This is a genomic window from Halovivax gelatinilyticus, assembly GCF_024300625.1.
Taxonomy (GTDB): Archaea; Halobacteriota; Halobacteria; order Halobacteriales; family Natrialbaceae; genus Halovivax; species Halovivax gelatinilyticus.
The window spans coordinates 2843896-2866060 of record NZ_CP101322.1 but is presented as its reverse complement, the minus strand read 5'-3'; the positions used below and the strand labels follow the sequence as shown (position 1 = coordinate 2866060).

Annotated in this window: 24 protein-coding genes and 1 tRNA gene; 11 read left to right on the top strand and 14 right to left on the bottom strand. The window is 64.2% G+C overall.

All coding sequences use genetic code 11. The features are described 5' to 3' along the window. Positions 1-19: 19 nt before the first annotated feature. Together NKH31_RS13635 and NKH31_RS13630 are read right to left on the bottom strand one after the other, a co-directional pair. Complete coding sequence (locus NKH31_RS13635) at positions 20-355, bottom strand: DUF5658 family protein (RefSeq protein WP_254862341.1); 336 nt, start codon at positions 353-355, stop codon at positions 20-22. Between the two features lie 7 nt (positions 356-362). Beyond that, positions 363-509: a hypothetical protein gene (locus NKH31_RS13630; RefSeq protein WP_254862340.1), complete on the bottom strand. Its 147-nt coding sequence runs from the start codon at positions 507-509 to the stop codon at positions 363-365. A gap of 140 nt (positions 510-649) precedes the next feature. On the opposite strand from NKH31_RS13630, the gene NKH31_RS13625 reads away from it, so the two are divergent. Continuing rightward, entirely contained in the window at positions 650-1555 is a 906-nt protein-coding gene (locus NKH31_RS13625) for an isoaspartyl peptidase/L-asparaginase (protein ID WP_254862339.1), read from the top strand. A gap of 13 nt (positions 1556-1568) precedes the next feature. On the opposite strand, the gene NKH31_RS13620 is transcribed toward NKH31_RS13625, so the two are convergent. After that, the gene (locus NKH31_RS13620; RefSeq protein ID WP_254862338.1) at positions 1569-2678 is read right to left on the bottom strand and encodes a PAS domain-containing sensor histidine kinase; all 1110 of its coding nucleotides are present in this window, start codon (positions 2676-2678) and stop codon (positions 1569-1571) included. 377 nt (positions 2679-3055) lie between these two features. On the opposite strand from NKH31_RS13620, the gene map reads away from it, so the two are divergent. After that, on the top strand, positions 3056-3958 hold the full coding sequence (gene map / locus NKH31_RS13615) for a type II methionyl aminopeptidase (RefSeq protein ID WP_254862337.1): 903 nt from the start codon (positions 3056-3058) through the stop codon (positions 3956-3958). Positions 3959-4112: 154 nt separating this feature from the next. Here map and NKH31_RS13610 read toward each other — a convergent pair whose 3' ends face one another. Further along, complete coding sequence (locus NKH31_RS13610) at positions 4113-4313, bottom strand: DUF7835 family putative zinc beta-ribbon protein (protein WP_254862336.1); 201 nt, start codon at positions 4311-4313, stop codon at positions 4113-4115. 306 nt (positions 4314-4619) lie between these two features. On the opposite strand from NKH31_RS13610, the gene NKH31_RS13605 reads away from it, so the two are divergent. Next, on the top strand, positions 4620-5162 hold the full coding sequence (locus tag NKH31_RS13605; RefSeq protein ID WP_254862335.1) for an HIT family protein: 543 nt from the start codon (positions 4620-4622) through the stop codon (positions 5160-5162). Positions 5163-5260: 98 nt separating this feature from the next. On the opposite strand, the gene NKH31_RS13600 is transcribed toward NKH31_RS13605, so the two are convergent. Both NKH31_RS13600 and NKH31_RS13595 read right to left on the bottom strand, forming a co-directional pair. After that, the gene (locus tag NKH31_RS13600; RefSeq protein ID WP_254862334.1) at positions 5261-6514 is read right to left on the bottom strand and encodes a tRNA (N(6)-L-threonylcarbamoyladenosine(37)-C(2))-methylthiotransferase; all 1254 of its coding nucleotides are present in this window, start codon (positions 6512-6514) and stop codon (positions 5261-5263) included. A gap of 90 nt (positions 6515-6604) precedes the next feature. After that, entirely contained in the window at positions 6605-7624 is a 1020-nt protein-coding gene (locus NKH31_RS13595) for an AI-2E family transporter (RefSeq protein WP_254862333.1), read from the bottom strand. Positions 7625-7772: 148 nt separating this feature from the next. Here NKH31_RS13595 and NKH31_RS13590 point away from each other — a divergent pair, with 148 nt between their 5' ends. Further along, positions 7773-8486 carry a DUF547 domain-containing protein gene (locus tag NKH31_RS13590; RefSeq protein WP_254862332.1) on the top strand — a complete coding sequence of 238 codons (714 nt, stop codon included), beginning with the start codon at positions 7773-7775 and terminating at the stop codon, positions 8484-8486. Between the two features lie 82 nt (positions 8487-8568). Beyond that, positions 8569-9423 carry an HNH endonuclease gene (locus NKH31_RS13585; protein WP_254862331.1) on the top strand — a complete coding sequence of 285 codons (855 nt, stop codon included), beginning with the start codon at positions 8569-8571 and terminating at the stop codon, positions 9421-9423. A gap of 69 nt (positions 9424-9492) precedes the next feature. On the opposite strand, the gene NKH31_RS13580 is transcribed toward NKH31_RS13585, so the two are convergent. The 3 genes from NKH31_RS13580 to NKH31_RS13570 are packed head-to-tail and all read right to left on the bottom strand — an operon-like array spanning position 9493 to position 11990. Beyond that, positions 9493-10338, bottom strand: coding sequence for an ATP-binding cassette domain-containing protein (locus tag NKH31_RS13580; RefSeq protein ID WP_254862330.1), 846 nt, complete (start codon positions 10336-10338; stop codon positions 9493-9495). Between the two features lie 25 nt (positions 10339-10363). Then, entirely contained in the window at positions 10364-11035 is a 672-nt protein-coding gene (locus NKH31_RS13575; RefSeq protein WP_254862329.1) for an ABC transporter permease, read from the bottom strand. A 40-nt stretch (positions 11036-11075) separates the two neighbouring features. Then, the gene (locus tag NKH31_RS13570) at positions 11076-11990 is read right to left on the bottom strand and encodes an ABC transporter substrate-binding protein (RefSeq protein WP_254862328.1); all 915 of its coding nucleotides are present in this window, start codon (positions 11988-11990) and stop codon (positions 11076-11078) included. Positions 11991-12177: 187 nt separating this feature from the next. Between NKH31_RS13570 and NKH31_RS13565 the strand changes: the two genes are divergently transcribed. Further along, positions 12178-13140: a DUF3179 domain-containing (seleno)protein gene (locus NKH31_RS13565; protein ID WP_254862327.1), complete on the top strand. Its 963-nt coding sequence runs from the start codon at positions 12178-12180 to the stop codon at positions 13138-13140. 28 nt (positions 13141-13168) lie between these two features. On the opposite strand, the gene NKH31_RS13560 is transcribed toward NKH31_RS13565, so the two are convergent. Further along, positions 13169-14494, bottom strand: a complete 1326-nt coding sequence (locus NKH31_RS13560) for a cobyrinic acid a,c-diamide synthase (RefSeq protein WP_254862326.1) — start codon at positions 14492-14494, stop codon at positions 13169-13171. 130 nt (positions 14495-14624) lie between these two features. On the opposite strand from NKH31_RS13560, the gene NKH31_RS13555 reads away from it, so the two are divergent. Then, positions 14625-15974, top strand: a complete 1350-nt coding sequence (locus NKH31_RS13555) for a sulfatase family protein (protein ID WP_254862325.1) — start codon at positions 14625-14627, stop codon at positions 15972-15974. 54 nt (positions 15975-16028) lie between these two features. Here NKH31_RS13555 and ahbB read toward each other — a convergent pair whose 3' ends face one another. Continuing rightward, entirely contained in the window at positions 16029-17126 is a 1098-nt protein-coding gene (gene ahbB / locus NKH31_RS13550; protein ID WP_254862324.1) for a siroheme decarboxylase subunit beta, read from the bottom strand. Between the two features lie 143 nt (positions 17127-17269). On the opposite strand from ahbB, the gene NKH31_RS13545 reads away from it, so the two are divergent. After that, complete coding sequence (locus NKH31_RS13545) at positions 17270-18337, top strand: anthranilate phosphoribosyltransferase (RefSeq protein WP_254862323.1); 1068 nt, start codon at positions 17270-17272, stop codon at positions 18335-18337. A 30-nt stretch (positions 18338-18367) separates the two neighbouring features. Here NKH31_RS13545 and NKH31_RS13540 read toward each other — a convergent pair whose 3' ends face one another. Beyond that, positions 18368-19345: a succinylglutamate desuccinylase/aspartoacylase family protein gene (locus NKH31_RS13540; protein ID WP_254862322.1), complete on the bottom strand. Its 978-nt coding sequence runs from the start codon at positions 19343-19345 to the stop codon at positions 18368-18370. A gap of 155 nt (positions 19346-19500) precedes the next feature. Here NKH31_RS13540 and NKH31_RS13535 point away from each other — a divergent pair, with 155 nt between their 5' ends. The 3 genes from NKH31_RS13535 (at position 19501) to NKH31_RS13525 (ending at position 20976) form a co-directional block, all read left to right on the top strand. Continuing rightward, positions 19501-20019: a peptidylprolyl isomerase gene (locus tag NKH31_RS13535; RefSeq protein WP_254862321.1), complete on the top strand. Its 519-nt coding sequence runs from the start codon at positions 19501-19503 to the stop codon at positions 20017-20019. Between the two features lie 386 nt (positions 20020-20405). Continuing rightward, the gene (locus NKH31_RS13530; RefSeq protein ID WP_254862320.1) at positions 20406-20741 is read left to right on the top strand and encodes a ferredoxin; all 336 of its coding nucleotides are present in this window, start codon (positions 20406-20408) and stop codon (positions 20739-20741) included. A 150-nt stretch (positions 20742-20891) separates the two neighbouring features. Beyond that, positions 20892-20976 (top strand) — tRNA-Leu (locus NKH31_RS13525). Positions 20977-21277: 301 nt separating this feature from the next. Here the strand turns inward: NKH31_RS13525 and NKH31_RS17720 are convergent. Further along, a complete protein-coding gene (locus NKH31_RS17720; RefSeq protein ID WP_256547928.1) occupies positions 21278-21400 on the bottom strand; it encodes a hypothetical protein in 123 nt (40 codons plus the stop codon). A gap of 106 nt (positions 21401-21506) precedes the next feature. Further along, positions 21507-22160: a helix-turn-helix domain-containing protein gene (locus NKH31_RS13520; RefSeq protein ID WP_254862319.1), complete on the bottom strand. Its 654-nt coding sequence runs from the start codon at positions 22158-22160 to the stop codon at positions 21507-21509. Between the last annotated feature and the right edge of the window lie 5 nt (positions 22161-22165).

Here is a 22165-nt window from a genome sequence, read left to right as displayed (position 1 = left end):
GGACTCGATTCGGTGGTTCTCAGGCCGCGAGGATCACCAGGAGGTTCCAGACCGTGACGAGCGCGCCGACGAGCGCGACAGCCATCGGAACGGCGACGCGAGCAGTCGTCTCGAGGGTGCGCCACAGCATCCAGAATGCGCCAAAGAGAGTCACTTTCACTCCGACGAGCGAACACTGACCGTAGCGATCCATGAGCGGACCCGCCACGGGCCCGATCTCTTCGACGCCGTCCGCGGACAAGCCGACGAACGTCGTCGCGGTATCGCCGACGCCGTACAGGACGACCGCGGCGATCCAGAGCGTACGCTCGTTGGCCACACCCCACTCGATTACGCCCTCGAGAGACAGCTTCACGAGACGGTCACAGCACGAGTAACGTCACACCCGCGACGGTGGCGAACACGGTGATCGAGAGAACGAGCAGGAAGTCGGCCAGCGGGGAGATGTAGACCGCGTCCACCTCCGCGTCGCCATCGATCGGTACGCCGCTCGTTCGGTCACGTTCCATATACGGACGGACGCGGGCCCGAGTAGTAACCGTTGAGACGATATCGAGGACTGAGTCGTCGGAATTCGACGGCCGAACGGGACCGGTCGCGATTGTCCGGAACCGTGAAGGTTACACACCCTGGCTCGAACTCCTCCCGTATGCAGGTAATCGTCCACGGTGGCGCGGGTGGTCGTCCAGACGAACCGGAACCCAGACAGGCCGTCCTCGACGACGCAGCCGACGCCGGTGTGAGCGCCGACGAGCCGCTGGACGCCGTCGAAGCGGCGGTCACGGTACTCGAATCGTCACCCCGGTTCAACGCGGGGGTCGGCGGAGCCGTCCAGAGCGACGGCGTCGTCCGGACCGACGCCGGAATCATGACCGACGACCGCGCAATCGGCGCCGCGTGCTCGATGCCGGGCGTCGAACACGCCGTCAGCGTCGCCCGCGCCGTCATGGAAGAGACACCGCACGGGTTCGTCTCCGGCGACCACGCGGTTGCATTGGCCGAGGCGTTCGAAATCGAAACGGGCATGGATCTCTGGTCCGAACGCACGCGCGAGAAGTGGAACGAACTCGACGCCCCGGACGGCGACGCGAGGGCACACCTCGCCTGGATCCGCGATCGGTACGGCCGGTCCGATCCCGACGGACGAGAGACGGACGCTGCCGGCGTCGGCGACGAACACGACCACGACACGGTCGGCGCCGTCGCGTTCGAGGACGGCCAGCTCGCCGCGGCGACCTCGACCGGCGGCCGATGGCTGGCCCTCGCGGGTCGCGTCGGGGACGTCCCGCAGGTCGGTTCCGGGTTTTACTGCGGCCCGGCCGCGGGCGTGAGCGCGACGGGTGCCGGTGAAGATATTGCCCGCGTGACCCTTTCGCGCCGCGTTTCCAGGCACGTCGAACGCGGACTCGACGCCGATGCGGCGACCAGCCTCGCGATCGACGAGTTCGGCGAACTGACCGGCTCGAGCGCCGGCGTGATCGCGATCGACGCGAACGGAACCGTCGGTTCCGCTTACAACAGCGAGGGAATGCAGAGCGCCGTCGCTCGGGACTAGGCCACGGACGGAGTCAACCAGCCTCGGTACCGTCAGCCTCGTCCGTCGCCGGCGGAAGGGTAAACGAGAACGTCGAGCCGGCTCCCTGCTCCGATTCGACCCAGATGTCGCCGCCGTGTCGCTCGACGATACGGTTTACGAGGGCGAGGCCGATTCCCGATCCGGTGTGCTCCTCGTGGGTGTGTAATCGTTCGAACACGCCGAAGATTCGGTCCTCGTTCGCCGGATCGATCCCGATCCCGTCGTCGCTGACCGAGAGACGCCACATCCCGTCGAGACGGGTCGCGGAGACGTCGACGCGCGGAGGCGTCTCTCCGCTGTACTCGATCGCGTTGTCGAGCAAGTTCTGAAACACCTGTCTGAGCTGACTCGGATCGCCCCTGACGATCGGTAGCGATTCGGTCGTAATTTCCGCGTCGGTCTCCTCGATCCGACGTCCCAGGTCGGTACGCACGTCGGAGAGGACGGCGTCGAGATCGACCGATTTAGACGGCGACGTCGCCGTTTCGACCCGAGAGTATTCGAGGAGGCCGTCGATCATCGCCTTCATCCGCGACGCGCCGTCGGTAGCGAACTCGATGAACTCGATCGCCTCCTCGTCCAGTTCCGCTCCGTAGCGCCGTTCTAGCATATCGAGATAACTCGTCACCATCCTGAGCGGTTCCTGGAGGTCGTGACTCGCGGCGTGGGCGAACTGTTCGAGGCGTTCGTTCGAACGCTCCAGTTCGCGTTCCGATTCGTATCGGTCCGTGATGTCCGAGTGTGCGACAGAGACGTAGCGCTCCCCGTCGTGGCGAAACGAGGTTGCTCGCATGAGAAACCACCGTTCGACCGATGGGGAGTGACACGGATACTCGAGTTCGAACACGTCCCGTTCGCCCGCGAGAATCTCGCGAAGTCCGTCGATGGCTCGTCGTCCGGTTTCCGACGTGTCCTTCCCTGCCACCTCCAGGTAGTTGACGCCGATCGTATCCGGACGGAGATCTATCTCGTTTTCAGTTCCGAACTGTTTCCAGGATTGGTTGGTGTAGACGATCGTGCCATCCGCGTCGAGGATAGCCAGGTTGATCGGAAGGGTGTCAACTGCCGAACGAAGGAGCGATGGCGGATCGTCCGCGGCCATGTGGGCTCATGACTCTCGACGAATAAAACGCTACTCCCGGTCGATTCAACGCAATCAGTTCGCCCGGCGGATCGATTCGACGGCGTAGAACCATCTCGAAGTTCGACGACTGTCGAACCAGACATTTATTATCGTCGACTTCCTCGGTGCGCTCCATGCTCGAACCCCGGACGTACCCCATCACCCGCTGTCCCCGCTGTGAGACGTCGCTGTCGAACGTGCAGGGCGTTTCCGCGTGTCCAGCCTGCCCGTACGTCGACCGATAATCGTTTCGTCACGTATCGTACGGACTGCGCTGTGTGCGACTGGCGACGGCGGTCTTTTCCCACCGATCGGAGAGGCGCAATCTCTTTTTGTCGACCCGCCAAACTCGAACCATGGCCGACACCGAGGTCGATCTCGACGCCGAGCAGTACGAAAAACACCGAGAGGCCGGCGAAATCCTCGCCCAGGTGCGCGAGGAGACCGCCGCGCGCGTCGACGTCGGCGTCTCTCACCTGGAGATCGCCGAGTACGCCGAAGACCGAATCCGCGAACTCGGCGGAACGCCGGCCTTCCCGGTGAACATCTCGATCGACGAAGAGGCGGCACACGCCACGCCGAGCATCGACGACGACTCGACCTTCGGCGAGGAGATGATCAACCTCGACATCGGCGTCCACGTCGACGGCTGGCTCGCGGACACGGCGATCACGGTCGACCTCTCCGGGCACGACGACCTCGCCGTCGCACCCGCCGAGGCCTTAGACGCCGCGATCGACATGATCGAACCCGGCGTCGATACGGGAGAGATCGGAGCCGAAATCGAATCGGTCATCGACGGCTACGGCTACAACCCCGTCGTCAATCTGACCGGCCACGGCCTCGGCCACTGGGAACAACACACCGATCCGACGATTCCGAACCGGTCGGTCTCGCAGGGGACGACGCTCTCGGTCGGCGACGTCGTCGCGATCGAGCCGTTCGCGACCGACGGTGGTGGGAAGGTGTCCGAAGGGGCGAAAGAGGAGATTTTCTCGCTCGAACGCGAGGGCGCGATCAGAAACAGACAGGCGCGAAAGGCGCTAGAACAGATAACCGAGGAATTTCGAACGCTCCCGTTCGCGACGCGTTGGCTAGAGACGGACCGGGCCGAGATGGCCCTTCGACGGCTCAAGCGCAACAATCTCGTCCACGGCTACCCGGTGTTGAAAGAAGACGACGGGTGTCTGGTCAGTCAGAAAGAACACACGGTTATCGTCACCCACGACGGCTGTGAAGTCACGACGCGAACGCGGTGAGAGCGCAAGTCACGACGCCGACACGGTGAGAGAAACGTGGCGACGACCGTAACGACCGTTCGTCGAGACTCAACTGGTTCGAAAATGGGGGAGTCTGCCCGGTCGCACACGTGTGGTGAACGGGGGTGCCCACGTCCGTGGCGATCGACGCCGATTACGCGTTGTTCATCCGCTGGCTGCTCCGGTGGCCACAGCGCTGGCACTCGGTAACCCGGTAGGGTTCGCGCGAGAACTGACTGTTTTCTTCTTTGAGGCTCTCGGTCCGGATCTGGACGGAGACCTCGTGGAGCGTATCCAGCTCGCAATCTTCGCAGTGCTCGGTCAGCCCGTTAAATGAGTTGTCTGTCGTTGCCATCTGTACGTTACTTGCGCTATCTTAGATATAAATCCCTGTTTCATTTCGAAATCTGATTCGTAAAACCGACAGACGGAGGCGGGGTGAACAGATAAGAGATCGAGAGAGTTCGAGAAGGTTCAACGTTCGTTCTCCGGCCGTCGTTCGGGTTATTGTATAGCCCGTTGATAGCAAAGTAATTTGGTATTATTGGCCGAGTCAGCATCGGTTCAGGGCGGATCGATCAATCGACTCCAGCCCACAGCGCTCTACTCCACAGGTCGATCGGGTGAACAGCTTTAGGCCGACGGACGCCGAGTCGCCGGTATGGACCAGCTGTATGCACCCTGGCGGATCGAGTGGGTCACCAGAGATCGGCCCCCCGAAGCCGAGTCGACGTGCCCGTTCTGTGAGCTCCCCGAACGCCAGGACGACAGAGAGACGTTCGTCGTCGCGCGTAGCCCTCGAAGTTTCGTTCTGTTGAATAATTATCCGTACAGCCCGGGCCACGTCATGGTCATTCCACGAACGCACACCGGAGATTTCGATTCGCTTGAAGCCGAAACGTTGCTCGACCACGCCCGCTTGAAACAGCGAACGCTCGCGGCGCTCGAGGACGCGATGGACGCAGAAGGCTTCAACGTCGGCTTGAACCTCGGAACCGCAGCCGGTGGATCGATCGACGACCACGTCCACACCCACGTCGTCCCGCGCTGGCAGGGCGACACAAACTTCATGCCCGTCGTCGGGGATACGAAGGTGATCGTCGAAGCACTCGACGAGTCCTACGACCAACTCCACGGGGCGTTCGCCGAACTGGACGACGCCACGGTCGTCGAGGAGTCACGCGCCGTCGAGTTCGAGTGGTGACGGGAACATAGCTGGCGATCGCCGGGATTGCTCGATCGAATGGGCGGGCCCAAACTCGTATGCGTCGTGTTATTGTCGCGCGATCGAATGCACCGGACTCAGATCGGGTCGGCGAACGCGTACATCGTCTCCGCGGCCGTCACCTCGAGGTCGACGAAATCTCCCGGTTCCAGTCCGTGCTCGCTGGCGTTCTGGACGATGAGCTGCCGATAGGCCGAGTCGCGACACTTCACCGAATCGCCGACGCCCTCCTCGACGACCAGTGCGTCCTCGCGGGTCTCACCGACCATGGCCGCGTAGGCCTCGCCGACGATGTCGCGCTTTCGCTCGCTCATCTCCGAAGAGCGCTCCTTCTTGACCGTTCCACCGAGGCCCTTCATCTCGGCGGCGTCGGTCCCCGGTCGCTTGGAAAAGCGGGTGACGTTGATCTTCTCGGGTCGCGTCTCTTCGAGCAGGGCCATCGACCGGGCGTGATCGTCGTCGGTCTCCGTCGGAAAGCCGACGATGAAGTCCGTCGAAAGCGTCCAGTAGGGAAGTCGATCGTCGAACGTCTCAACGACGTCCCGGAACTCCGCGACCTGGTGCTGGCGGCGCATGTCGCCGAGGACGTCGTCCGAGCCGGACTGGACGGGTGCGTGCAAGAAGTCGTAGAGCTTCTCGTTGGCGGCGAAGGCGTCGGCGAGGTCCTCGCGGATACCGTGGACGCCCTTCGGGTTGGCCATCCCGACGCGCACGCGGAACTCCCCCTCTATCTCACAGATGCGTTCGAGTAGTTCGTGGAGCGTGCGCTCGCCCGTGTCCCAGCCGTAGACGCCGGTGTCCTGGCCGGTGATTCGTATCTCCTTCGCGCCGGCGTGAACGAGGGCGCGTGCCTTCTTTACGTTCTCCTCGATCGGCGGCGATTCGATCTTCCCGGTCGCGAACTTCGTGATGCAGTACGAGCAGTCCGACATGCAACCGCGGGCGATGGGGAGAATGCCGACCACGCCGTCCAAGACGGGCGAGGCGTCGGGCGTCGTCGTCGGGCACTCGCCGTTGGTGACCGCCTCGGGTACCTCGTCCCAGTGGAGAACCTCGGCGTCGATGCCGGCGTCGACGAACGACTCGCCCTGAGCCAGCGCCATGCAGCCGGTCACGTAGAGGTCGGCCATCTCGTTGGCCAGTTCCTCGGCGCGACGGAGCATGTTTCGTTCGGTCTTCTCGACGACCGTACACGTGTTCAAGATCGCGACGTCCGCGTCGTCGACGCCCTCGACCCGGCGGTGGCCCGCGTCGCGGAGTCGCCGCTCGATCTGGCGGCTCTCTCCGCGGTTCGACGTACAGCCGTACGTCTCGATGTGATAGCGGGCCATCTATCGCCTACTGGGCGTTCGCCGGCCAAAAGGGCGACGGATCGCCGGCGTCGAACCGCCGGCTACTCGTTTCTCGTGCGAGTACGAGAGTCAAGGGTCGTCGTGACGCCGGTCCTGGCGCTCCCAGTACTCGTCGAGCACGGACACCGTCGCGATCAGCGCCCCGAGCACGACCGGTCCGAAGAACAACCCCATCACCCCGAACGCGTAGACGCCACCGATGACGCCGAGGATGATGACGGCCGGATTGATCTGGGCGTACCGATCGACGACGAGCGGGCGCAGGTAGTCGTCCGAAACGCCGACGACGATCGCGCTGTAGACGAAGAGCGCCCCGGCGAGGACCGGCTCCCCCGTGAGAAGGAGGTAGCCGACGGCGGGCCCCCAGACGAGAAAGGCCCCGACGAGCGGAATCAACGCGAGGATCATCATGACCACCGTCCAGAAGGCGGCGTTCGGAATGCCGGTCGCGAAGAGCCCGATCCCTGCGATCAACCCCTCGACGAAGGCGATGAGCACGTGCCCGATGAGTACCGCGCGCATGACGTCGTCGATCTCAGAGAAGAGGCGATCCTGAAACTCCGACGGAACCGGCGTGTGTTCTCGAATCCAGGAGACCAACGAGTCGCCGTCCTTGAGGAGGTAGTACAGTAGAAAGAGGGTGAGACCGAGGCCGATGATCGCGTGCGTGGCCATCGCGAAGTACGTCGTCGCCTGCTCTGCCAGAAACGTCCCGGCCTCCTGGCCGAGACCCGAAACCTCCTCCGTGATATCTACCTCGTAGCCGGTTACGTCCGCGATCACGGATTCGAGTTCGCCGAGCTGGAGGGTGTCAGCGTCGACGTCCTGTGCGAGCGTGACGGCGTCTTCGGCGATCACGGCGAGCGCGATCGCGAACGGAACGACGAACGCAACGACCGCGAGGGCGACGAGCGAGCCGGCTGCGATCGTCGGAGAGAGACGACCTTCGAGGCGCCGTTGAAGCGGAGCGAGGACGTACGCGAGCAGAACGGCGAGCAACACGTACTGGAGAAACGGCAACACGAGTAGCAACGATAGTACGGCGAACACACCCGCGAGGGCGAGCAACGTCGCTCCCGGTCGTTTCACCTCGTTTGATAGAGGGCGCGAGTGAGTAAAGTGAGGTCACTGATTCGGTCCGTTTCGCCTGTAATTTGACGTTTACTCACGAGAAAGGACGAGAGTCAGGTTTATCCACAGGGCGGCTTCAAGACGGTGGTCGACGAAGTCTCGTGTAATGTCGGCGCAGCTCGATCCACTCTCTGCGGCGGCCGATCTGCTATACACCGTAAAAACCGGGGGCGACCCGACGGAGCTTCGAGATCACCTCGCCAATCTGGACCAGGAGTCACTCGCCGGGATTCTGGCCGACCGGCCACACCGCCTGGCGTTCTGGCTCAACGTCTTCAACGCGTACGTCCACCTCCTGTTAGAGGAGTACGACGGCGAGATAGACGACGGTCGGCTGGCCAGGTTGCGCTTTTACTCCCGGAACCAGATTCCGATCGCCGGAACGACGCTGAGCCTCACCGACGTACGCGACGGACTGCTCCGTCGATCGAAGTTGCGCTGGGGATTTGGCTACCTTCCACGACCGTTTCCGGCGAGATTCGAACGTCGGTTCCGGCTCGAATCGTGCGATCCCCGCGTCCACTTCGCACTCGATCGGAGCGGCGATCACGCCCCGCCGGTCTCGGTCTACTCGCCGACCGACGTCGACCACGAACTCGACGTCGCGACGGAGTGGTACCTCTCCGAAACGGTCAGCTACGACGAGGATCGAACCACCGTCAAAATACCGCACCTGTTTCGCTGGTACCGCGGCGACTTCGGCGGGATGAGCGGTATCAGGGACTTTCTCGCCACGTACGACGTCGTCCCGGCCGAGCGCAGTTTCTCGATCGAGTTCGTCGAGTTCGACTCGATCGACGTCGATCGATACCGCGCCTGAGTGGGACGCCGGGTCCGCGATACCGTCGTGTGCACGTGCCCAGCCCCGAACGCTTTTCGTCCACCGAGACGTTTTCCTCGCCGTGAACGATCCCGGTGAGGCCGTCGAAACGCGTGTGTTCGAGCGCGACGGATACCGCTGTCGCAACTGCGGGGAGTCAGATCAGGACGCGAACTCCCTCGAACCGTACGCGATAGACGACCGGGCGACGCCCGAGTCGCTGGTAACGACGTGCACGTCGTGTCACGCGTTACTTTCGGGTGGCGTTCCGGCGTGGCGACGGACCGTCGTAACCGACGTCGAGGGCGGCCTGTTTTCGCTGCTCAAAACGGTGACGGGGACGCAGGGAACCGCCGTCGGCGACGTCGCCGGTTTCGCGACGGAGACGACTGCGGGAATCGACGGCGACGCACGCGACCGCTACCGAGCAGACAGACGGCAGATTCGGCTCGCACTTCGTGTGGTCGAGCGGCACCTCACAGCCCTCGAAACCATCTGCGAAGAGAGCGGGTATCCTGCGCGAGCGCGCCAAAACAACGGCACCGTCGACGATTCGGGTGAGTCGCTTCCACCCCCGGAACTCGGTCGCCTGCTCGGACCGTCGCTCGCGACGGTCAGTGAGCTCGCCACGACGCTGCAGGCTCACCTCCAGCAGGTGATGTCGCTCGCCGAGACGGCGGTCGTCGCCGACGGGCACTGTCACGTCTGTCTCGAACCGATCGAAGTCGAGTCGACGGTCGACGGACCGAACGCCTCACGACCGTGCCCATCGTGTCGGAACCCGATCCGTCCGGTCGACGAGTGGATCGACGAGGACGGGGCAATCGCGCTGGCACCGCTGTACCGTGCAATCAGCACCGAACTGGAAGACGCCTCGGAAACGACGAGTCGGTTGACAGAGCACAGCGGGACGCTGGCCGAAGCGCTTGTCGAGTAGTCGAGCGGTGTCGAACGCCGTGAGTAACCGCGAGGAAAACGGTTCGAGTAACCATCGCTCGCTAGCCACTCACGACTCGCTCGGCGTGTCGACGGGGGCGAGGTCGTCATCCCCGACGTCGTAGAGTAGATCGCCGTCGACGAACCGTGCCGTTCGTGGATCGGCGGGTGCGTCGAAGATGCGAGCCGTCGGTCCGACCTCGATCAGTTGGCCGTCGATGAGGACGCCGATCCGATCTGCCACCCGCCTCGCCTGGTGCATGTCGTGGGTCGCGAGTAGGACGCTACACCCGCTCTCGCTGGCTCGGTCGACGGCGTGCTCTAAGATCGCGGTGTTGCGCGGGTCGAGATCGGAGGTCGGTTCGTCCAGCACCAGCAGGTCGGGGTCGTACGCGATCGCCCGGGCGAACGCAACCCGTTGTGCCTCTCCGCCCGAAAGCGAATCGACGGGGGAGGATCGTCGGTCTGTAAGTCCCACGATCGAGAGGGCCCGTTCGATTCGGTCGTCAGTGCCCGTCGTATCGACGAACCGACGCACGAGGGGCGTCTGCGATCCGGTCCGGCGGACGAAGTCGGCGAGTCGTCTCCGACGGTCGCGGCGCATTCTGAGACCGGCATCGACGTTTCGCTCGACGGTCGTCCCGAAGAGGCTCGCCTGCTGGAAGACGACGCCGATCCGCCGACGGGTCTCGAGGCGCCCCCGGTCCGATTGTGCCCACGGGTCGACCCCGTCGAAGGTGACGGTCCCCCCGTCCGGCGGCTCGAAGAGACTCCCTAGCCGGAGAAACGTCGACTTTCCGGCACCGGACGGTCCGATGATGGCGACCACCTCGCCGTGACCGACCGACAGCGACGCCGCTTCGAGGACCGGGCGGCCGTCGAATCCGTGCGTGACGTCGGTTAGTTCTAGTTTCATCGATGTGCGCGTTGGGTCGTATTCATCACCGCCCTCGCAGTCGCAAAACGAGCCCGTTCACCAGGAAGACGAGCACGAGCAACACGAGTCCGAGGACGATGGCGAACTCGTACTCGCCGCGCCGGGCTTCGCGCTGGATCGCCGTCGTCAGCGTCCGCGTTTTCGAGGTTCCGTCGGCGTAGGCGATGTTGCCGCCGACGATCAGCACGGATCCGACCTCGCTGATCGCGCGGCCGAATCCGGCGAGAACGCCCGTCGCGACGCCGTATCTGGCCTCCCTGAGCGTGGCGAACGCGACGTCGGATCGGGTTCCGCCCACGCCGTAGGCCGCGTCGCGGATGCGGTCGTCGACGCTCTCGACGGCCGACAGCGCGACCCCCGTGATCACCGGCGTCGCGAGGACGAGCTGTGAGATGATCATCGCCTCGACGGTGAAGACGAGGTCGAACGTGCCGAACGGCCCCTGGTTCGAGAGCGCGAGCAGGACGAGCAGGCCGACGACGACGCTCGGAAATCCCATCCCCGTGTTGATCGCCGCCGTGACGAGACGTTTGCCGCGAAAGTCGGAAAAGCCGACGGCGAACGCGATCGGAAGGCTGATCGCCGTACTGATGAGGACGGCCACGCCGCTGACGACGAGCGAAACCTGGATGATACTCCAGAGCGCGGCGGGGTCGGTGAGGACGGAACCTGGCATGTGTCTACAGTTCGTGGATGCGACGTGGTGGCGAGATCGACTACTCGTTCGGCGACTCCCATCCCTCCGGGACGTACTGTTCGAAGTTCGGATTCGCTGCGGTCGCGTCCGGGTAGAACAGTTGCGTGCCGTCGATCGTGAACGATTCGATGATCGCCTGGGCCCCGGGGCCGGTGAGGTAGCCGATGTACGCCATCGCCAGGTCGTACTCGACGTGATCGTGGACGGCGGGATTGACAGCGATGAGCCCGTACGGGTTCGCGAGCCGGTCCGGTCCGCCCTCGATCGGGCCCTGGAGGACGATTTCGAGGGTGAGCCCGTCTCGCATCGAGAGGTAGGTACCGCGGTCGGCGAGCGCGTACGCGCCCGCCTCGTCGGCGTGGTTCAACGTTTCGCCCATTCCCGAACCGAGTTCCCGGTACCACTCGCCGGCAGGATCGCTCGTCGCATCATCCCAGAGCGAGCGTTCCATCGCGTGCGTGCCCGAGTCGTCGCCGCGCGAGACGAACGTCGCTTCGGCGGCTGCGATCGCGTCGAACGCGGCGGTGGCCACGGTCGTTGATTCGACGTTCGCCGGATCCGACGCGGGACCCACGACGATGAAATCGTTGAACATCAGATCGCGTCGGTTCACCCCGTAGCCGTCGCGGATGAATTCGTCTTCGAGCGCGCGTGCGTGGACCAGAACGACGTCGGCGTCGCCGTCTCTCGCGCTCCGCAATGCGGCGCCAGTTCCCTGATTGACGGTGGCGACGCGCGCGCCGAAACGCTCCTCGAAGCCGGCGTTCAACTCGTCGAGCAGGCCCGTATCGTAGGTGCTCGTCGTCGTCGTGAGCGTCAGCTCTGCGTCCGCCACCGACCCGGACCCGCTCTCACCGAAACTCAGACAGCCGGCACTCCCGACGACCACCCCCGTCGCCGCGCCGGACAGTACCGTCCTGCGATCGATCGCCATTGCTCGTCGAGTACGCGCCAATCCGTAAAAACGTGCCGAAGCGATGTAACTGAAAATAGTTGTACCTTTTCGTAATAGGTTGTGTTTCGGCGAAAGTGTAACCCAATACGATTACCCCCCGTGCAGTCGGGCGCTTCCTGTCGGCCCGAATGCCGACTATTATCACGCCGCGTCGACGTGTGATTACATGAACGTTCGACAGGTCATCCCGAAAGACGCGATTCCGAGCATCGACGACCCGACGTTCGAGGCGACCTACCCGTGGGACGAGACGGACCGAGCGATCGTCGTCGAGAGCGAGCCGGCGCGGGCCTATCCGCTTCGGATCCTCGATTATCACGAGATCGCCAACGACCGACTCGACCTCGAAGGGGGCGATACCGCGTCGATCGCCGTCACCTGGTGTCCACTCTGTGCGAGCGCGATCGTCTACGATCGACGAGTCGGCGGGCGGACGCTCTCGTTCGGCGTCAGCGGAAAACTCGCCGACGACGATCTCGTCATGTACGACCGGGAGACCGAGTCCGAGTGGAAGCAATCGGCCGGTCGCGCCATCGGCGGTCCGCTCGCCGGGACGCAACTCGATATCCTGCCGGCGACGACGACCACGATCGCCCGCTTCCGAGAAGGGTACCCCGACGGCGTTATCCTTCAACCCGTCCCCGATGCCGAGAGCGAAGCAGCCGGCTCCGGCGACGAACCCGAACCGGTCGAGTACGGCGAGCGACCGTACGCCGAATACCTCTCGTCTGACGGATTCGGCCTGGCCGCCCACCGCGGTGACGATGGTCGAAGCTGGGAGCGAGACGACGTCGATCCGACGTCGGTCGTCCTCGGCGTCGAACGCGACGGTGAGGCCGTCGGGGTCACCCTCCCTACAGTCGCAGACGCTGGCGGGACCCTCGAAATCTCGGTCGGATCGACGGACGTCCTGATCGTCTACGCGGACGGATTGCACGCCTACGATCATCCGGGTGGCGAGGCCGCCCTCGACGATTCGAACGGCCAACTCGTCGTCGACGGAACGACCTACGACCCGGTAACGGGCGAGAGCGACGACGGTCGATCCCTCGAACGGATTCCCGCGCGTCGACTCTTCGCGTTCACCTGGCAGGACGACCACGGCCCCGACGCGTTCTACACCGGGTGACGGCCCCACCGAGATCGCAAACCCCCGATCACTCGGCGAGGCGATCGAGGAACGCGTCGAACGCCCCACTCTCCGGGTGGACGTGCGCGTAGGTCCCGATCGAATTGTACGCCAGGAGTCCGTCCCGCTCGCCGGTTATTCCGGCACCCCGAACGGTCTCGAAGGCGAATCGAGCGTCCGAATCGACGCTCGCTCGCGAGTAGTGAAACTCGTGGCCGCGAACGGTCTCGTCGCGGCCGGCCGTCGGCGCGTCCTCGACCGCGCGAAGTTCGACGTGATCGAGCGCCTGATACCGGTCGCACATCTCGACGTCGGCCGGAAGGATGCCGGCCATCTCGTACCGATCGCCGTCGACGGTCGAGAGCGACCGACTCATGGCCACCAGTCCGCCGCACTCGCCGAACACGGGGAGGCCGTTTCGGGCGCGATCGCCGAGCTCCGCGAGCGTTCCAGACGACACAAGCTCCGCGGCGAAACGCTCGGGGTAGCCACCCGGCAGGTACACGCCGTCACAGTCGGGAACGCGGTCGCCGGCGACCGGTGAGAACGTGACGAGCTCGGCCCGCTCGCGAAATCGCTCGATCGTCGCCGGATAGTAAAAACAAAACGCCCGATCGTCGGCGACGGCGACGGTCGGTTCGGTTGAGCGCCGGGTAGGCGCGTCCGATCGGCCCGGAGACGGGTCGATACCCCGCTCCGGTTTTCGGGCTGCTTCGAGCAACGCTTCCACGTCGAGTTCGCCCGCGGCCTCGTCGAGGGCGTTCGACGAAATCGGCGATTCCGCCCCCATGTGCAATCCGAGGTGACGGTCAGGAATCTCGAGATCCGATGACGGCGGAATTCGTCCGAAGTAGGTGAGACGGTCTGGCAGAGCCTCCCTGATTCCGGACTCGTGACGTCCGCTGTGAGCACGCTGGGCGACGATCCCGACCACGTCGACGTCCTGGCCCGTCTCCTCGGCGTAGCGGTCGAATCCGACGGCGGTCGCGGCGACGCTCTCCATGCCGGCGCTCGCGTCGACGACGAGGACGACCGGAAGGCCAAGCGACGACGCCACGGACGCGGTGCTCGCGACCTCGCCATCGTAGAGTCCCATCATCCCCTCGACGACGCAGACGTCACCCGATCCGCGTCGGTAGTTTCGGTGCAATCCGTCGGTCCCACAGAGCCATGGATCGAGCGTCCGCGACGGCACTCCGGCGACCACCTCGTGGTGACTCGGGTCGATGAAATCCGGCCCGGCTTTCGCCGGTTGAACGTCGTACCCGGCTTCGTCGAACGCCCGCATCACGGCCAGCGTCGCCACCGTCTTGCCGACGCCGGAACTGACACCCCCAACGACGAGGCCCTTCATCGTTCGGGTAGTTTCCGTATCCGGCCTTCAAGTCGTCGGTACGGGCCCAGTACGCAATGGGACGAAGTCCGCGTTTTCAGCGCCCGAGACGCCGACCAAGCGTTTTGCGACTGGTCGTGATAGCCCGACTATGGCCGCGTCCAAACCGAACGTTCTCCTGATCCACTGTCACGACCTCGGGCGCTATCTCGGCTGCTACGGCGTCGATATCGAGACGCCGAACATCGACGACCTCGCCGCGAGCGGGGCGCTGTTCGAGAAACACTTCGTCACGGCGCCGCAGTGCTCGCCGAGTCGCGGCAGCCTCATGACGGGTTGTTACCCACACGTGAACGGGTTGATGGGGCTGGCTCACGGCAGCTGGGAGCTCAACGATAGCGAGCGAATTCTCCCCCAATACCTCGGTGAGGAAGGGTACGAGACGCACCTGTTCGGCCTCCAGCACATCTCGCAGGACACCGATCGACTCGGCTACGACCACGTCCACTCCGAGGGAAACCTCTATCCGGGCGTCTCGCCGGCGGTCCACCAGGCCAACCGAGCCCGAAACGTCGCCGACGTCGTGACGACCTTCCTCGAAAAACGGGCGTTCGACGCCCCGTTCTTCGCGTCCGTCGGCTTCTTCGAACTCCACCGAGTCGAGGAGGAAAACGGTCGGTACGGATTCGAATCCGACCACTACGACGCAGACGACCCCGACGACGTCAGGCCGCTGTCGTACCTGCCCGACCGACGCGGGATCCGCCAGGACTTAGGCGAGATGCACGGGATGATCTACGCGGTCGACGACGCCATCGGGACCGTACGCGAGTGTCTGCAATCGACGGGTCTCGACGAGGGGACGCTCGTGATCTTTACGACCGAACACGGCATCGCCTTCCCCCGGGCGAAAGGAATGTGCTACAATCCGGGTCTCGAGGGCGCGTTACTCGTGAGCCATCCCGACCTGGTCGAACCCGGCTCTCGGTACGACGAACTCGTGAGCAACGTCGACGTCCTTCCCACGATACTGGACCTCGTCGACGTTCCCGTCCCAGACGGCGTGAACGGCCGTAGCATCGCGCCCCTCCTGACCGGCGACTCCTACGATCCGCGCGATGAGATATTCGCCGAGATGACCTGGCACGACATGTACAATCCCACTCGAGCGATCCGAACGGACCGCTACAAGTATATCCGCAACTTCTGGCACCTCCCAAAGGTATACCTGACTCGAGACATCTTCGCGAGCGAGGCCGGCCGCGAAGTCCGCGAGACCTACAACGTTCCCCCGCGACGGTACGAGGAACTCTACGACCTGCGTGAGGGACCCACCGAACACGACAACGTCGCCAACGAACCGCGCTATCGCGACAAGCGCGACGAACTCGCCGCGCGACTTCACGAGTGGATGGTCGAGACGAACGATCCCTTACTCGATGGACCGGTGCCACCGGGCGATTTCGACGAGATCTCCGACTGGTCGTTTCACTCGGAGTGATCGGCGAGCCGTCAGCTGCGAGAGCCTGGACTGATCGACGGCTCAGCCGACCGATCAGAGCAGTTCCTCGTACCGGGCGCCGGTTTGCTTCAACGTGTCCGTCGAGTAGAGTCGTTCGTGGGCGAACGGAAGGTACTCGTCTGCGAGCTCGTCGATCTTCGCGTCGACCGCGTCCTGATCGCGCCCGTGTATCATCGTAAAGAGAGTGTAGGGCCAGTCCTGTGCGGGCCGCCGCGGGCGATGATAACAGAGGGTAACGTAGGGGAGCGCCCCGACTCGCTCGCCCCGCTCGTCGCGCTCGTCGTCGGGAACGTCCCAGACGACCATGCAATTGGCGTCGAAGCCGGTTCGGACGTGGTTGATCACGCAGCCGATTCGCTTGATGCAGCCCCGTTCGAGAAGTTCCTCGATCGCGGCGAGCACCTCGTCCGTCTCCAGGCCGATCGCGTCGGCGACGTCCGCGTACGGCGTCCGCGACAGGGGAAGGCCGTCCTGGATTTCGAGCAGTAGGTCGGCCTCGGCGTCCGTCAGGCCACCCGTCGCCTCCTCGCTGATACGCGTCGCGGCGGACTCTGTGCTCGACGCAACCGACCGTCGGGTGGTAGATCCACGACCGGACTCGCTCGAATCGGCGGTTGCGTCACCCCGCTGACTCTCGCGCGCGAACCGATCCGCGTTGACCACGGGGAACTCGAGGTTGATGTAGTAATCCGTCAGCATGGGTAAAACGAGGACCTCGAGACCGGTTCGCGATTCGATCTCCTCGATAATTCGATCACGAACCTCGCGCGACCCGGCCGTGACGACGAACCACATGTTCCACTCGTGATCGCGCGCGTAGTTGTGGTTGACCTGCCTGTAGCCGTTGACCACGTCGGCCACGTCGTCGAAGCGCTCCGCGGGCGCCTTCACCGCCGCGAGAGTCGACGACCCGATCACCGGTGGGTTCAACACGGCACCGAACCGTCGGACGATTCCCGAATCGACCAGCCGACGGACGCGTTCGAACGCCTCTCGCTCGTCGATATCGAGATCCGTGGCGAGCCGACGAAACGGTCGTGCTTCGACCGGAAACCCGCTCTGGTAGCCGTCGATCAGCGCGGCATCCGCAGCGTCGAGACCGTCGCGCCAGTCGTCGGACTGCTGGCTCATCGGTCGACGTTGGAACCGTCGACGGGTAGCCCTTTCGAAGCGCCTGTCGCACCCTCGGGCGTCGCCGCCCGCCGATCGACCGACGGTCAGGACGACTCACCGGAAACGGGACCCTTTTGGACGGACCGCACTAACTCCTGTACATGTCCACGCCAGCCCAGGAGTTCGGGGAATGGCCCCTGAAACGCCTCATGACCGAGGTCGTCGGCTCCGGCCCCAAGTCGGCAGACGACCTGTCACCAGTTCAGGCCCGCGAGGCGTTCCAGCGCATCCTCGCGGACGAACCGGATCCGACGACGCTCGGCGCGTTCTGGCTCGCCAACCGATGGAAGACGAACACGCCCGAGGAACTCGCCGCCTACACGGACGTCATGCGCGAGGAATCCGTCGTCGTCGCCGAACCGGACTGCGACCCGCTCGACTGCGGTGCGAACTACGACGGCAAGGGACGTTCGGCGCTGCTCGGCGTCGCTGCGGGCGTCGTCGCCGCCGCCTCGGGAACGCCGGTCGTCGTCCACTCGGGCGATCGCGTTCCGACGCAGGAGCAAGACGCGTACAAACACGTTCTCGACGAACTCGGCGTTCGAACCGAACTCGAACCCGAAGAGAGCGCCGACATGGTCGACGAGACTGGATTCGGATTCTACTATCAGCCGGCGTTCAACCCTGGGATCGACTCGCTCTACGACCGGCGCGACCGGATGGGCGTTCGCACCTTCGTGAACACGATCGAGACCGTCGCGAACCCCGCCAACGCGTCGGTTCACCTCGGTTCGTTCTACCACCTTCCCTTCGCGAAGAAGATGTGTAATCTCGTCGATGAGAGCGACGAACTCCCGTTCGAACGCGTGCTCATGTTCCAGGGGATGGAAGGCTACGACGACGTGCGGCCGGGCCACACCACCGTCGCCGAATGGTCCGGTGACGGATCGTTCGACGACTTCTCCATCGAAACGGCCGAATTCGGCATGGACGTCGAGAGCGACGATCTCGCCGTCGACGACGTCGCGGGCGAATCGGCAGCGATCGCCGAGTCGGTCGTCGCCGGCGAGCGGACCGATCACTTCGCCGACGCCGTCGCGCTCAACGCGGCCCTCAGAATATACGCTCACCAGGACGCAGACTCCGTCGAAGACGGACTCGATCGGGCTCGCGACGCGATCGAAGACGGCGCCGCGGCGGCCGTGCTGGACGACTTGCGAGCCTACTGATTTACCGACGGACCGTACCGCGCTTGACCGCTACCGGGATTCTTCCCGCACGATCGCCACGCTCGCGAGCTTATCGCCCGCCTTGACCGTCGCTTCGCGGGTGAGCGCGTACAGTACGCCCGCACGGTCGGTCGAAACGTCCTGGAGCGGCTCGTAGCTCGTCGGGTCGTACACGGTACCGATCGAGAGGCCCGCCGGCAACGAACGGCCGAGTTCGAGCGACGGTTTCGGGCGAAAGAGCCCGGACGCCGAGGCAGTTACCTGTCCGAGGTGGTTTCGCGCGATCGTCTGATTCCGTTCCGGCACCGATCCCTCGAGTATTCCAAGGTGCCGGCAGACGTCGAGCAGGCCGTCGACGCCGTCCTCGACGACGTCTTCGATCAGTTCCCGGCTGTGTGCGAGTTCGGGCGTGATCGCCGGGATCCCCTCGCGATCGGCGACGACGCGAAGTTTCCCCGAAAAACTCCGCCGATGCCACTCGTCGGGGGCGTCTTCGCCCGCTTGCTCCCCGAGCAGCAACTCGGTCCCGAAGGCCGCCGCCATCGCCCGCGATTCGGCGCTCCCTTCCAGGAAGACGACGTGAGGGTGCATATCCGGGCTGCCGGTGTGGAGATCGACAACGGCGTCGGCCGATTCGACGTACTCCCACAGGCTCGCCGCCATTCGCTGGTGAAGCGACCCGGACGCGTCACCCGGCCAGACCCGATTCATGTTCGGGTTTACGCTATCTAGGACTTCCGGCGTCGTGTAGGAGACGCGGTCGAACGTGAGCGGATTGGCGACGGGGACGGCGACGATCCGGCCCGCGATCTCGCGTCCGACGATTCTGTCGTGAAACCGGCGCAAGACCTCGGTTCCGTTCACCTCGCGGCCGTGCTGGGCCGCCTGAACGTACACCGCCGGCCCGTCGGTCGACCCCTCGTAGGTATGGACGACCGTCTCGACGGCGATACCGGACGGCAACGTCGCGAGAACGACTTCGTCCGTCGAATAGGTGACTGCATCCATGGCAATTCGTTCAACCAACGTCGATATGTATGTAGGGGGATCCTGTCACGTTCGTAGAACCCGACGAGTGTCTTCCGTGACGTGGTTCGCCAGGCCATCGATCGATCCACGGACGGATCACCACCGTTTTCACCTCACGTCCCATTCGCGCCGATATGGGTAATCCAACGGCGACCCTGCACACCAGCGAGGGAGACATCGAGGTCGAACTGTTCGAAGCGCGCGCACCCGAGACCGTGGCAAACTTCGTCGGGCTCGCGACGGGTGAACAGGCGTGGACCGACCCCGAAACGGGCGAAACCGTCGAGGGAGAACCGCTGTACGACGACGTGGTCTTCCACCGGATCATCGAGGGGTTCATGATCCAGGGCGGCGACCCGACCGGCACGGGACGCGGCGGCCCCGGCTACCAGTTCGACGACGAGTTCCACGACGAACTTCGCCACGACGGACCCGGTATCCTCTCGATGGCGAACTCCGGTCCGAACACCAACGGGTCGCAGTTTTTCATCACGCTCGACGCCCAGCCACACCTCGACGACCGTCACGCCGTCTTCGGAGAGGTAACCGACGGGATGGACGTCGTCAGAGAGATCGGTTCGGTCGAGACGAACGCACAGGATCAACCGACGAAGGACATCGTCCTCGAATCGGTCACGGTCGACCGCGACTGAACCGTCGATCGGGTACGCCGAACCGGCGAGACGGGATCGCACAACCACCTTCGGTGCACCACCACCGAATTCGGCACATTCCGCTTTGGCATCCGATCAACCGGGACACAGAGCGCTCGTAACGGCTTCGTTCGCCTTCTATGAAAGAGATAGAAAGGGAAATATTAATAGTGGTTCGCCGGGTAGGGACGCATACCTGACGAGAGTCAGGGATGGGGGTCCGACGAAGCTGATGGGGGTCCGCTTCGTCGGAATTTTCTCTCTTCACCGAATACGGAGCCGCGCGTCTGCAACGGACGTTCGAAACCGACGGTCAGAGATCAGCCCGTCCGTGACGACGCGGTCGAACCGTAATCGGAAAGTGCACGCACGATAAGCGTTCGCTAATGGGAGACGGAATCGAGCGGCCGAGCGATGTCGGCGGCGGCGATGGGCCGCCGGTCGACGAGAAACCGTACAAGATCATCTTCGAGGCGAACAAGTGCTTCGGAGCCGGCAAGTGCGCCGAAGCCTCCGACAACTGGATCTTAGACCTAGACACCGGAATCGCCCGTCCCCGGTCGTACTACCTGGACGAGCAATCGCTGGCCGAAAACGTCCGCGCCGCGGAACTGTGTCCCGCGAAGAAGGGCGACGGCTGTATCCACGTCATCGACCGTCGCACCGACGAGGAGGTGGCCCCCGACCCACACGGCGACGGGACCCTCTCGACAGACTGGTAACCCCGGACGAGACCGTTTTTGCGCTTCGCTCGCACGCTCGCTTCGCTTGTAACATCTCCACCAAAAAAAAACCCGCCAGCGGTTGCCCGATCGGCCAACGTACACCGAAACGCACAACCCCTACCCCCATCAACTACCGAACGCACACTCGCGAGGGTAGCCAAGCCAGGCCAACGGCGGTGGGCTTAAGACCCGCTCCCGTAGGGGTCCTTGGGTTCGAATCCCAACCCTCGCATTCCGACTCGAACGATAGTGAGAGTCATGTATGCGAGACGCGGGATTCGAGCATGCAAATCGCAGCGGCCGAGTGGAACGAGGTCGACCGTCTTGCACCTGTTCGAATCCCAACCCTCGCATACCGTCTCGAACAAACGTGAGAAACGTGTATGCGTGACACGGGATTCGAAGTAGACCAGTCGCAGCCCGCGCAACGAGCAAAGTGAGTGGGCAGGAACGCCTGGGCGTGGTTCGAATTCAACGATTGCGGTGCTGGTACTCTATCAATTCAATCCAACCAGCCAGTCGTGACGATCAAATTACGATTGGGTGGTCTCGTCGGTGTCGCGTCTACCGACGGGGAGGCCGGATCGGAGGTCGTCAGAGAGTCCGGTGAGCTGTGCGAATCGACGGCGGTCAGCCGCCTTGCGGTCGAGAGACATGCCAGCAGGAGACGACGCGATCACCCGTAGTTAGGCGGGGTGTTCACGTCGGAAACGGCGTGATAGGTCGACAAATCCCACGTTGAATTGCCACGCGGGGACGTCGTCACCGGCCCCCCACGAACCGTTCGGCCACGGCCCCGACGATCTTTCGCTCCGCGCGCCGAAGGTGTTCTTCGGCCGTTCGGCGGCTGACGCCGAGGGCGTCGCCGAGGTCGGCGGTGGTCGTCGTCCGCGGTAACTCGTAATAGCCGGTTTCGTAGGCCAGACGTACCGTCTCGCGCTGTCGGGACGACAGCGAGGGAACGGGATCGGCGAGGATCGACACCGGATCGGCGACCGGCGGATCGTCGATCGAGCGCTTCGACTCCACCGTCACCCGACGATCGGCCGATAGATCGCGATAGAGAGCGCTCAGATCGGACGGGTCCAGCGCGAGGACGCGGCAGATCTTCGCGCCGCGGGCGTACTCGATCGGCGGGACGAGTAAACACCCGTGCGATTCGAGGTAGCGCTCGACCGTCCCCTTCTCCGTTCGAAGACAGGCGTCCGATATTGCGAGGGTCCGATCGGCTCGATCGACCCGGTCGCGGAGTCCGACGCGATCTTCGATCGTCGAGAGTACCTCGTCTCGCTCGTCGCCGGTCACGGAAAGCAGGTCGCAGTGATCGTTACACCACAGTTCGACGGTGGCGTCGGTTCCGCCGGTCGGTTCGCCGTACGGTCCGCCTGGTTCGACGCGGAGGATCGCCTCGTGCATGGACT